The sequence below is a fragment of the Streptosporangium nondiastaticum genome (assembly GCF_003011965.1).
In the GTDB taxonomy this organism is placed as follows: domain Bacteria; phylum Actinomycetota; class Actinomycetes; order Streptomycetales; family Streptomycetaceae; genus Streptomyces; species Streptomyces nondiastaticus.
The window spans coordinates 1-11791 of the sequence record NZ_PXWG01000180.1 but is presented as its reverse complement, the minus strand read 5'-3'; the positions used below and the strand labels follow the sequence as shown (position 1 = coordinate 11791).

Below are 11791 nucleotides of genomic sequence, written 5' to 3'. Positions count from 1 at the left end.
GGGCCCGAGGCCCGCGCCGTGCGGCGCCGGCCCCCTGAGCTGGCCCGGCACTCCGCCGCCGTCCTGCCCGACCGTGCCGAGATCGGCATCGATCAGCAGCACATCGAAGCGGCGCCCCTCGGCCGCCGCCCGCTCCAGCGCGCGCAGCGCCGCCGGCCCGCTGCCGGCCGCCGAGACCTCCACGTCCTGCTCGGCCGCGAGGGCGGCGGCGAGCGACTCGGCGAAGATGCGGTGGTCGTCGACCACCAGTACCCGAATACGTGCCACTGCCACCCCCATATTCCCGGGCGGCGGTCAGTGCGGGTACGGCGCCCGGTCCGGGGCCGCCACACACCGCACGGCCGCCGCCGCACTTGTTGACATCCACCCCGCCCCGGGCGTCGTACCTGCCTGTCTCGCCCCCTGATCAGCGCCGGCCCCCACCGACGCTGTGCATCAGCGTACGGCGGGGGTCCCGCAACGGAAGCCGATTGGCAAAACTGCTCGACCCGCCTGTTTATGGTGAGCTTTCTGTTCAGTATTGAGGCAGTGAACGACGTGGAACGACGCGAAGTTGACCATGCCCGACTGCACGATCGGGGAGGACCCTCCGGCGCGGGTTCACCCCTCACCTCGGAGCACCCGCCGCGCACCGCCGCCCGCCACCGCTGCGAAGACCCGCGGCGGACGGTGCCCGGCCGCCGCGAAGGCCTCCGTCACGGCCTCGCCGACCGCGTCCGCCGCGCCCTCCTCCACGAGCGCCAGCGCGGAGCCGCCGAACCCCGCGCCGGTCATCCGCGCCCCGAGCGCGCCCGCTTCGTTCGCGACCGCGACGGCCAGGTCGAGCTCCGGGCAGGAGACGGCGAAGTCGTCGCGGAGGGAGGCGTGCCCGGCGGTCAGCAGCGGCCCGGCCTTGCGCGGCTCGCCCGCGGCGAGGAGCGCCACGACCTCCCGTACGCGCTCGCCCTCGGTCACGACGTGCCGCACCAGGGGCCGCAGGGACACGTCGCCGAGCTCGCCCAGCGCGTCCCCCAGCCGCCCGTACGGCACGTCCCGCAGGGCCCGTACGCCCAGGGCCCGCGCCGCCGCCTCGCAGCCCGCCCGCCGTGCCGCGTAGGCGCCGTCCGCCAGGGCGTGCCGGACGCGGGTGTCCACGACGAGCAACCGCAGCCCTCGGGCGGCCAGGTCGAAGGGCACCTGCCGCAGCGCGAGACCGCGGGTGTCGAGGTGGAGGGCGTGGCCGGCGGTGCAGCAGGCGGAGGCCATCTGGTCCATGACGCCGCAGGGGACGCCCACGAAGGCGTTCTCGGCGCGCTGGGCGAGCCGTGCGAGGGCGGGGCGCTCGCACACCGCCCCGTGCAGCTCGGTGAGCGCCAGGGCTGTGGCGACCTCCAGGGCGGCGGAGGACGACAGCCCGGCGCCCGCCGGCACGTCGCTCTCCACGTACACGTCCGCCCCGCCGACCGGCAGGCCCGCCTCGCGCAGCGCCCAGGCGACGCCCGCCGGGTAGGCGGCCCAGCCCTTCACGGCGCCGGGTGCGAGGGCGGCCGGGGACAGTTCGGCCGCGCCGCCCGGCGTCTCGCGCGAGCGCAGCCGCAGCACGCCGTCCGTACGGGCCGCGGCGGCCACGCGCGTGCAGTGCGGGAGGGCGATCGGCAGGACGTGGCCTTCGTTGACGTCCGTGTACTCGCCGATGAGGTTGACGCGGCCGGGCGCGGCCCAGACGCCTTCGGGGGCGTACCCGTAGCAGCGCTCGAAGCCCTCGGCCGCGCCGTTCGCCGCCGCGGTCACTGTTCGGGCCCGCGGCGCGCGAACTCCCAGGCGTCGGCGACGATCCCGGCGAGGTCCGGGCGGCGCGGGGTCCAGCCGAGGGTCTCGCGGGCGCGTTCGGCGGAGGCCACGAGGACGGCCGGGTCGCCGGGGCGGCGCGGCGCGGCGGTCTGCGGCACGGGGTGACCGGTGACCTTGCGGACGGTCTCGATGACCTCGTGGACGGAGAAGCCGTTGCCGTTGCCCAGGTTGCAGATGAGGTGTTCGCCGTCGCGTGCGGCGGAGAGCGCGAGGAGGTGGGCCTCGGCGAGGTCGGCGACATGGATGTAGTCGCGGACGCAGGTGCCGTCCGGGGTCGGGTAGTCGTCGCCGTAGACGGCGATCGCCTCGCGCTCGCCGCGGGCCACCTGCAGGACGAGCGGGATCAGGTGCGTCTCGGGGGCGTGCCGCTCGCCGTAGCGGCCGTACGCGCCCGCGACGTTGAAGTAGCGCAGGGAGACGGCGGCCAGGCCGTGGGCGGCGCACTCGCCGCCGATCATGTGGTCGACGGCGAGCTTGGTGGCGCCGTAGGGGTTGGTGGGGGCCGTGGGAGCGTCCTCGGTGATGGGGACGGCGGCCGGTTCGCCGTAGGTGGCGGCCGTGGAGGAGAAGACGAGGGTGCGCACGCCGGCGTCGCGCATGGCGGCCAGCAGGTCGGCGGTGCCGCCGACGTTGTTGCGCCAGTACGGCTCGGGGTCGGCGACGGACTGGCCGACCTGCGAGAAGGCCGCGAAGTGCAGCACGGCGTCGTAGGAGCTGTCGAGCCACTGCCCGGCGTCCTGCACGCGGCCGCGGATGAAGGCCGCGCCCTCGGGGACGGCGGCCCGGTGCCCGGTCGAGAGGTCGTCGAGGACGGTCACGGCGTGCCCGGCGGCCAGCAGATGCGCCGCCACGACGCTCCCGACGTAGCCCGCGCCACCCGTGACCAGGCACTTCCTGCTGCTCTCGCTCATTCGCTCGCTACCTCTCGCAGTCGCTCCGCCGCGGTCTCGGGCGGCACATCGTTGATGAACACGTTCATGCCGGATTCGGAACCCGCGAGGAACTTCAGCTTTCCGGGAGCCCGGCGGACGGTGAAGAGCTCCAGGTGGAGCGCGAATTCATCCCTGCGGGGGTCCTGGAACGGCGCCTGGTGCCAGGCGGAGACGTACGGAGTGGGCGGCTGGTCCGTGCCGAAGATCCGGTCGAACCGGCGCAAGAGTTCCAGGTACACCTGTGGGAACTCTGTGCGGGCCGCGTCGTCCAGGGCGAGCAGGTCGGGCACGCGGCGGCGGGGGTAGAGGTGCACCTCGTAGGGCCAGTGGGCGGCGTACGGCACGAAGGCCGTCCAGTGCCCGGCGGCGAGGACGACGCGGCGGCCGTCCTCGTGCTCGGCCGCGACGGTGTCGTCGAAGAGGTTGCGCCCGCCCGTGCGGGCCGCGTGGGCGGCGGCCGAGGCGAGCATGCGCTCGGTGCGCGGGGCGACGAACGGGTACGCGTAGATCTGGCCGTGCGGGTGGCCGAGGGTCACGCCGATCTCCTCGCCCCGGTTCTCGAAGCAGAACACCTGCCGCACGGAGGGCAGCGCGGCGAGTTCAGCGGTGCGGTCGGTCCAGGCGGCGAGGACGAGGGCGGCGCGGTCGTCGCCGAGGGCGGCGAAGGAGGCGTGGTGGTCGGAGGTGAAGCAGACGACTTCGCAGCGGCCGGCCGCCTCGCCGGCGAGGGAGGGGAAGCGGTTCTCGAAGACGGCGACCTCGTAGTCGGAGGCGGGAATCTCCGTGGGGCGGCCGGGACTTGAGGGGCACAAGGGGCACGCTTCCGCGGGTGGGAGGAAGGTGCGGGTCTGGCGGTGGGAGGCGATGACGACGTCGTCGCCGAGGACGGGGTCGTGGCGGATTTCGGTGGTGGTGGCAACGGGGGGAAGGGGGCGGGGGTCGTCCGCGGGCTCGCGTATGACGTCGCCGTCGAGGTCGTAGTAGATCAGCTCGCGGCCGTCGGCGAGCTTGGTTGCCGTCTTCCTCACGGGGCGCGGTGGGCTCACGGGGGTCTTTCTCCCCACCCCGCCCCGTTGAAAATCTTTAGCCCGTCCGGCGATTGAGGACCGCTACGGGCCCCTCGGTGGCGGCACCGGGCCCGCCCCCGCCGCGCGGTCCAGCAAACCGGTGCGCGCAGCGAGCGCCGCCGCCTCCAAGCGCGACCCCACCCCCAGCTTCATCAGCACCCGCTGCACATGCGTCCGCGCCGTGCTCGGCGCTATCCCCATGCCCGCCGCGATCAGTCGCGTGTCCTCCCCCTCGGCGACCCGGACGAGGACCTCGACCTCCCGCGGGGTGAGGAGCTGCAGCAGCCTCGCCCCTTCGTCGTCGGGCTGGGCCGCGGGGTTGAGCAGCTCCGTGAACGCGCCCTGGAGGAGCTGAGGATCGACCGCCGCCTCCCCCGCCCGCGCCTTCATCATGGCGCGCTCAACGCCTTCGATCCGTTCGTTGTGCCGCACGTAGCCGGACGCGCCGGCGGCGAAGGCCGCGGCGATGCCGAGCGGGCTCGGCACCGGGCCGAGCACGACGACGGCCACCTGCGGGCGGTCCCGCTTGATGCGGACGACGGGGTCGAAGACCCCCGGCTCGGCGGGTGTGGCAGTGCCCAGCAGGCACACTTCGGGTGCGCGGCTCACCACCAGATCGGCGGCGCCCGCGCTCGGCGCGGCCGCGGCCAGGACCCGGTGCCCGCGCAGCTTCAGGGCCGAGGCGAGCGCCTCGGCCAGCAGTCGGTGATCATCGACCACCATGAGCCGCACGCCCATGCGCTTGCCCCCTGTCGCCCCGCGTACGTCTCTACGTCTCCTTGTCGACCCCTCGACCCCGGAAGCTACACGCTTGTTCGACGTTGCGCGCCCCTTACCGGTGAGAAGTCCCCCGGAATGCCGAAATCCCTGCCAATCACGTGTACTTCGCGACTGAAACGGATCGTTCAGGCGCGGCAGCGCGACGAGCAGGGATACGACGGTTACGACTTCAATTGTGCTTGATCACGGCGCCAAGCGGTCGGAAACCGCTGTACGGACGACGCCGTGATCATTTGACGTCAACACGGGCGTCAGCCGTCCGCTCAGCTTCCGCCGAAGGCCATCAGCGTGTACTGCTTCCCCAGATCGACCGAAGAGGCGCGGTGCGCGTACTTCGTGCCGAGGAAGAGCCGGCCCTGGGCCCACAGGCCCAGCTGGAAGTCGGGCGACAGCTCCCGCTCCGGGCGGGACGTTTCGTCAGCGTTCTTCAGCAGCACGTCGGCCTTGTACGTCTTCGGGTCGATGCGCAGCACCTTGCCGCCGGCGTTGTAGGTCGGGATCTGGTACCCGATCGGGTAGCCGTCCTGGTCCACGCCGAGGGGCACCAGGGTGGAGCCGGCGGTGCCGTCCGTCTTGCCCTTGGTCTGGCCGGTGGCCAGGTCGAAGGCGACGATCTCGTTGACCCGGCCGGCCTGGTTCGGGTCGCCGGAGGAGTGGTCCGCGGTCGGCATGTAGAGCGTGTCCTTGGTGATGGACAGCTTGGTGCAGCCCTCGACCTCGGTGGACGGGCAGCGCGGCTCGTACTTGCCGTTGTCCGTGGAGATCTTGCTGCGCAGCTTGCCGTCCTTGGCGCTGTCGTCGACGACGAAGAAGTCGGACGCGCCGTTGCCCGTGCTGCCGCCGGCGTTGACGGCGACGACGAGGGGCTCGGTGGAGGCGATGTGCGGCCAGCTCAGACCGGGCGGCATCTGGTACGAGGACTTCACGGCGCCCGTCTTGGGGTCGAGCGTCTGGATCTTGACGATGCCGCGCTCGATGTCACCGCAGCGGCGCACGGCGACGAGCTTGCTGCCGCCGCCGTAGCCGCCGTCGCGGCAGTCGTCGCCGTCGGCCTTCGGGGCCCACAGCTCCTTGCCGTCCGCCAGCGACCAGGCGGCTCCGCCGCTGAGGCCGCCCGCGGCGACCGTGCCGCCGCCGATGGTGACCTCGGAGAAGGTCACGTCGCGGTCGCCGGACTTGGCCGTCTTCTGCCAGAGCTTGGTGCCCTTGTTGACGTCGAAGGCGATGACCTGGGTGCAGGGGCCGCCGTACTTCTTCTCCGCGCTGGGCTTGCCGTCGCTGACGAGGATGACGGCCTTGCCGTCGTCGGTGGCCTTCGGGCTCGCCCAGCAGATGGCGCCGTCGAGCGGGAGCTCCCACTTCTTGCCGCCGGACAGGCCGTAGCCGACGACCTTGTAGACGTCGCCCTTGGCGACGACCTGGTCGGTGGCCCACATGCCGTTCATGTTGACGAGGTCGTCGACCTTCTCCTGCTCGACGTTGAACAGGAGCTTGCCGTCGACGGTCTTGGGCTTGCCGCCACCGCCTCCGCCGCCGCCCTTGGTGCCGCCGTTGCCTCCGCCGCCGGTCTGGCCGTTGCTGGCGACGTTGGTCTCGTCCTTGTCGCCGCCGCTGGTGGCGAACCAGACGCCGCCGCCGACGAGGACGAGGACGGCCGCCACGGAGCCGGCGATGACCGCCATGCGCTTCTTCTTGGCGGCGTCACCGCCGTTGCCGCCGTTGCCGCCGGGCGCACCGGGGTACTGACCCGGGGCGCCGTACGGGCCGGGCTGCTGCGGGTAGGCGTTGTACTGCGGGTACCCCTGCGCGGGCTGCTGGCCCGGGCCCGGGTAGCCGTAACCGCCCTGAGGCGCGGTCTGCGGCGCGGCGGGCGGCGGGGGCGGCGGCGTCTGCGGGTATCCGTAGCCGGGCTGCCCCGCCGGCGGCGGCCCGGGCGGACCGAGCGGGGGCGCGGGCGGGCCCTGCGGGGTTGCCTGCGGCGGCTGCGGGGCAGCCTGCGGTGCTGCCTGCGGCGGCTGGGGCGCCGGAGGGCTCACCGCGGGCTGAGCGGGCTGCGTGGGCGCGTGCTGCTGCGGCGGATAGCCGTACGAGGGGCTGGGTGCCCCGAAGCCCTGCGGCGGCTGGTTGGGCGGCTGGGGCGGGGGCGGTGTTGACATCAGCTTTCCTCGTTGCGGCGGGGCTGGCGGATGTTCTTTTTATCACCCGGTACTGACGGGACACGGGTCGATACCGGCCCGTGACGAGACTGTTGCCGCCGCCGGACACCCTTGGCGGGCGGCCTCGCCACGATTTGCCCCGCCGCGACGGTGATCAGCCACAACGGCGGTAATCGGCGGTGCCGGACGCACCTGAGCGGGTTCCGGCACCGCCGGATGCGGCCGTTGTGGCTGATCACCGCGGCGGCGGATTCAAGGGCGCAGGCGCGTCCTTGACCTGCCGACGGCGACAGGAGGTTCCGGCGCCGCCGGATGCCGCCGTTGTGGCTGCTCGCCGCCGCGGCGGAAGTGAAGGGGCCGGCCCCTTCACCCGATCGCCACGACGGCGAGGGTCCGGCGGAATCCGGAAGCACCGGCACAGGCACGTGCCCCGTCATCCGCCGGAACGGCTACGCGTCCTCCGCCAGTTCCAGCCAGCGCAGTTCCAAGTCGTCGCGCTCGCCCGCCAGCTCCCGCAGCTCCGCGTCCAGCTTGGCCACTGCCTCGAAGTCGGTCGCCTGTTCGGCGATCTGCGCGTGGAGCTTCGCTTCCTGCTCGCTGATGCGATCCAGGCGGCGCTCGATCTTCTGCAGTTCCTTCTTCGCGGCGCGCGCGTCCGCGGCGGACTTCTGCGCCGGCGCACCCGCCGCCGGGGCGGCCGCGGCCGGAGCCGCGGCGGGCGCGGCGGCCTCGATCACGCGCTGCCGCCGCTCCAGGTACTCGTCCAGGCCGCGCGGCAGCATCCGCAGTGCCCGGTCGCCGAGCAGCGCGTACACCTTGTCGGTGGTGCGCTCGACGAAGTACCGGTCGTGGCTGATGACGATCATCGAGCCGGGCCAGCCGTCGAGGAGGTCCTCCAGCTGGGTGAGGGTCTCGATGTCGAGGTCGTTCGTCGGCTCGTCGAGGAAGAGGACGTTGGGCTCGTCCATCAGCAGGCGCAGGATCTGCAGCCGGCGGCGCTCACCGCCGGACAGGTCGCCGACCGGCGTCCACTGCTTCTCCTTCGTGAAGCCGAACTTCTCGCACAGCTGTCCCGCGGTCATCTCGCGGCCCTTGCCGAGGTCGACGCGGTCGCGGACCTGCTGCACGGCCTCCAGCACCCGCTTGGCCGGGTCGAGTTCGCCGACCTCCTGCGAGAGGTAGGCCAGCTTGACGGTCTTGCCGACGACGACCTTGCCGCCCGCCGGCTGCTTCTCGCCCTCGGTGGCGGCCGCCTCCGCGAGCGCGCGCAGCAGCGAGGTCTTGCCCGCGCCGTTGACGCCGACGAGGCCGATGCGGTCGCCCGGGCCGAGCTGCCACGTCAGGTGCTTGATGAGCTCCTTGGGCCCGGCCTGGATGGAGACGTTCTCCAGGTCGAACACGGTCTTGCCGAGGCGCGAGCTCGCGAACTTCATCAGCTCGGCGCTGTCGCGCGGCGGCGGCACGTCCGCGATCAGCTCGTTCGCGGCCTCGATGCGGAACCGCGGCTTGCTCGTGCGGGCCGGGGCGCCGCGGCGCAGCCAGGCCAGCTCCTTGCGCATCAGGTTCTGCCGCTTCGCCTCTTCGGTCGCGGCGATGCGCTCGCGCTCGGCGCGCGCGAAGACGTAGTCGCTGTAGCCGCCCTCGTACTCGTGGACGACGCCGCGCTGCACGTCCCACATGCGCGTGCACACCTGGTCCAGGAACCAGCGGTCGTGCGTGACGCAGACCAGCGCGGAGCGGCGCTGCTGCAGGTGGCGGGCGAGCCAGGAGATGCCCTCGACGTCGAGGTGGTTCGTGGGCTCGTCCAGGACGATCATGTCCTGGTCGGCGATCAGCAGCTTGGCGAGCGCGATGCGGCGGCGCTCGCCACCCGACAGCGGGCCGATCACCGTGTCCAGGCCGTCGGCGAAGCCGGGCAGGTCGAGCCCGCCGAAGAGGCCCGTGAGCACGTCGCGGATCTTCGCGCTGCCCGCCCACTCGTGGTCCGCCAGGTCGCCGATCACCTCGTGCCGGATGGTCGCGGCCGGGTCGAGCGAGTCGTGCTGCGTGAGCACGCCGAGGTGCAGACCGCCGGCGTGCGTGACGCGCCCCTTGTCCGCCTCCTCCAGCTTGGCGAGGATCCGGATGAGGGTGGTCTTGCCGTCACCGTTGCGGCCGACCACACCGATCCGGTCGCCCTCGTTCACGCCGAGGGAGATGCCGTCGAGCAGTGCACGGGTGCCGTACACCTTGTCGACGGCTTCCAGATTGACGAGGTTGGCTGCCATGCCGCTCCTTGCGTGGGGTTCCTGGCTTCCAGGATCCCATGCCTGCCGGAAAGCCCGGCGGGGGCGGGGTCAGGCGCGGGCCGCCTCCACCGGGCGGGACCGCAGCGCCCACCAGGTGGGGACCAGGGTCGCCGCCAGCGTCAGGGCGAGCCCCGTGCCGATCACCGTCACGGCGATCTCCGGCGGCCCGGAGATCGTCCCCGCGCCGCCCAGCGCGTAGCCGAACGGCACGAGCGTGCTCGCCGCGGCCACGCCGCCGAGGAGCAGGCCCACCACGGCCACCAGGCCGCCCTCCACCGTCATCATCCGCAGCACCTGTCCCCGCGTCGCCCCCGTGAGCCGCTGCAGCGCGAACTCCTTGCGGCGGTTGCCGACGGCGACGGCGGTCGTGTTGACGACGGACAGTGCCGTGTACGCGACGAGCATCCCGATGATCAGGTAGTTGACGGACGCCTGGGTACGGCTGCCCTGCGCGTGCGCGGTCATCAGCGCGTCCCGGTCCGTGACCTTCAGCCCCGGGTGCTGCGCCACGAACGCGGTGAGGTCAGCCGTCAGCCGGTCCCCGGCGCCGGGCGCCGCCCGGACGAGGAGCTGGGCCGGCAGCCCGGCGGTGGTGTGCGGGGCGAGCAGCTCGGCGCTGGTCAGCGCGGTGTCGAAGCCTTCGCGCCCGTTGAACAGCGCCACGACTCGTACGTCCGCCCGCTCGCCGTCGCCCATCCGCAAGGTGATCGTGTCCCCCACGGTGCGGTGCATGCGGTGCGCGACAGCCTCCGGCAGGGCGACCGCGTTGCCCCGCAGGGCGTCCAGGCTGCCCGCGCTGGGGGTGATGTTGAGGGTCTGCGCGGCGCCCTCCGCGCTCACTCCCTGCAGCGGCAGGCCCTTCTTGTTCTCGTCCCCGTCGTGCGGCTGCTCGGTGTGCGCGGCGCTGGTCACGTACGCGCTCGCGGCGGAGACGGACGGCAGCGTCCGGATGTGTGCGAGGAGGGCCGGGTCCACGCCGCCCGCGGCGGAGGTGAGGACGGCGTCGGCCCGCAGGTTGTCCGCGAAGGCCTTGTCGGCCATGGCGGCCGTCGTGGTCTGCAGGTACAGGTTCCCTGTGGCGATGGCGCTGGCCAGCATGACCGGAGTGGCGACGGCGGCCAGCTTGGCCGTACGGGCACGGCAGTTGAGGGCGGCGAGGCGGCCGGCGGGGCCGGTGAGGAGCCGTACGGGCCAGTGGAGGAGAAGGGTGACGGCTTTGGCGAACCAAGGGCCGAGGAGGGCGAGCGCGATCGCACAGCACATCACCGTCGGGCCTGCGGTGCTGGCAGCGACCGGGCCGCGCAGGACGAGCGCGGTGACGAGAGTGAGGGCGATCGTTCCGGCGAGGAACAGCAGCCCCGCAGCGATCCGTACGGGGTGCAGGCCGGGCGCCTGAACCGCCGCCTCCCCGAGTGCCTGGACGGGCTTCGCGCGCACCGCCCGCGCACTGCCGAGCAGGCCGCCGAGGACGGCGGTGAGGAGCAGCGCCCCGTAGGCGGGCAGGGCCGGGATCCAGCCCTGAGTGAAGACGACCGTGTCCGCGATCATGCCGCTGTCCACGAGGGTGTCGTAGAGGACCCGGCCTGCGACGGGCCCGGCGAACCACGCCGCGGCGCCCGCCAGCGCCATGACCATGAGCGTCTCCCCGAGCAGCATCCGGCGGAGCTGGCGGGTCGTCGTGCCGATCGCCCGCAGGAGCGCCAGTTCACGGCTGCGCTGCTGCGCCGACAGGGCGACGGTCCCGGCGACGACGAACGCCGCGACGAGGATGACGAGCCCGCCGACGACGCCGGAGAGCGCGACCAGGTCGTCGCCGCCCTGCAGTACCTCGGGGTGCTCTACGGCACCCCGGTCGTCCCCGGAGAGGAGAGTGACGGGCGTCTGGTCGGCGAGGGCTTCGGTGATGCCCTTGCGGACGGCGTCCTCGTGCGCGCCGGGGGCGAGAGTGACGGCGATGTCGGCGACGGTGTCCGGACGACCGGAGAGGCGGGCCGCGTCCTGCGCGGAGAAGAAGAGGGTTGCCTGGGGCACGCCCTGCGCCGCGGCGACCCCGCTCACCCGGTAGCTGGCGGAGCCGCCGTGCGCGGCGATACGGACCCGGTCGCCTGTGCGGGCGCCTGTGCGGCGGGCGGTGCCGTCGTCCACGACGACCTCGCCGCGGGCGGGGGCGTTACCGGTGGTGAGGGCGTACGGGGTGAGAGCGGCGGACTCCCAGCCGTGGGCTTGGACCTTGGTCTCCGCGGCCCCGCCGAGGACGGCGGCGTCGAAGGTGCGCTCACCGGTGGCCGTCCGGACGCCGGGCACGGCCCGCACCTTGTCGACGAGGTCGGCCGGAATCTCCACCCGCTCGGGCAGCGTGGTCTTCTTCTTGTGTTTCTTGCTGGTGGCGACCGCGTGGGTGCGGTCGCCGGTGACGAGCAGCTCCGCCGCTGCGAGGCGCTGCGGCGGCACGTTGTTGCGGATACCGGTCTCCATGAGACCCCCGCAGGCCATGACCAACGTCGCGCCGATGAACAGCGCGAGGAAGGTGGCGGCAAAGCCGCCGATTCTGTAGCGCAGCGAGCGCGCTGCGAGTTTGCCCATCACTGGGTTCACGCTATGGACGCGGGGCGTCCCGCCCCATGGGAACAGCGGGTCCTTTGGGGGTGGGGGTAGCCCTACCCGCCCGCCCGTGGAGAACCGGGTGGGCTGGGCGACGTGGTCCAGTGCCGGGTGCCGGGGGCTCCGGGGTGGGGGTC

The 11791-nt window shown here is 73.2% G+C and carries 8 protein-coding genes; all 8 read right to left on the bottom strand.

All coding sequences use genetic code 11. The annotated features are described in order from the left end of the window. The coding region (locus B7P34_RS32800; RefSeq protein ID WP_223268470.1) for a response regulator at nucleotides 1-267 on the bottom strand (267 nt) is incomplete at its 3' end. A gap of 333 nt (nucleotides 268-600) precedes the next feature. Continuing rightward, a complete protein-coding gene (gene galK, locus B7P34_RS32795; RefSeq protein ID WP_106681815.1) occupies nucleotides 601-1770 on the bottom strand; it encodes a galactokinase in 1170 nt (389 codons plus the stop codon). Continuing rightward, complete coding sequence (galE, locus tag B7P34_RS32790; protein ID WP_106681814.1) at nucleotides 1767-2741, bottom strand: UDP-glucose 4-epimerase GalE; 975 nt, start codon at nucleotides 2739-2741, stop codon at nucleotides 1767-1769. The genes galK and galE overlap by 4 nt, the downstream gene beginning before the upstream one ends. Next, on the bottom strand, nucleotides 2738-3790 hold the full coding sequence (gene galT / locus B7P34_RS32785; protein WP_106681813.1) for a galactose-1-phosphate uridylyltransferase: 1053 nt from the start codon (nucleotides 3788-3790) through the stop codon (nucleotides 2738-2740). Before galT ends, galE begins: the two co-directional genes overlap by 4 nt. Before the next feature lie 81 nt (nucleotides 3791-3871). Continuing rightward, nucleotides 3872-4567, bottom strand: coding sequence for a response regulator transcription factor (locus B7P34_RS32780; protein WP_106681812.1), 696 nt, complete (start codon nucleotides 4565-4567; stop codon nucleotides 3872-3874). A gap of 305 nt (nucleotides 4568-4872) precedes the next feature. Continuing rightward, entirely contained in the window at nucleotides 4873-6765 is a 1893-nt protein-coding gene (locus tag B7P34_RS36965) for a PQQ-binding-like beta-propeller repeat protein (RefSeq protein WP_146166997.1), read from the bottom strand. 449 nt (nucleotides 6766-7214) lie between these two features. Further along, nucleotides 7215-9032 (bottom strand): ABC-F family ATP-binding cassette domain-containing protein, encoded by a 1818-nt coding sequence (locus B7P34_RS32770; protein ID WP_106681811.1) that lies wholly within the window; start codon nucleotides 9030-9032, stop codon nucleotides 7215-7217. A 69-nt stretch (nucleotides 9033-9101) separates the two neighbouring features. Then, nucleotides 9102-11636, bottom strand: coding sequence for an FtsX-like permease family protein (locus B7P34_RS32765; protein ID WP_106681810.1), 2535 nt, complete (start codon nucleotides 11634-11636; stop codon nucleotides 9102-9104). Nucleotides 11637-11791 lie beyond the last annotated feature (155 nt).

Excerpts from the sequence above, each read along its gene's own strand:
- B7P34_RS32770 (WP_106681811.1), bottom strand. The coding sequence starts at position 9,032 with ATGGCAGCCAACCTCGTCAATCTGGAAGCCGTCGACAAGGTGTACGGC.
- B7P34_RS32765 (WP_106681810.1), bottom strand. The coding sequence starts at position 11,636 with ATGGGCAAACTCGCAGCGCGCTCGCTGCGCTACAGAATCGGCGGCTTT.
- galE (WP_106681814.1), bottom strand. The coding sequence starts at position 2,741 with ATGAGCGAGAGCAGCAGGAAGTGCCTGGTCACGGGTGGCGCGGGCTAC.
- B7P34_RS32780 (WP_106681812.1), bottom strand. The coding sequence starts at position 4,567 with ATGGGCGTGCGGCTCATGGTGGTCGATGATCACCGACTGCTGGCCGAG.
- B7P34_RS36965 (WP_146166997.1), bottom strand. The coding sequence starts at position 6,765 with ATGTCAACACCGCCCCCGCCCCAGCCGCCCAACCAGCCGCCGCAGGGC.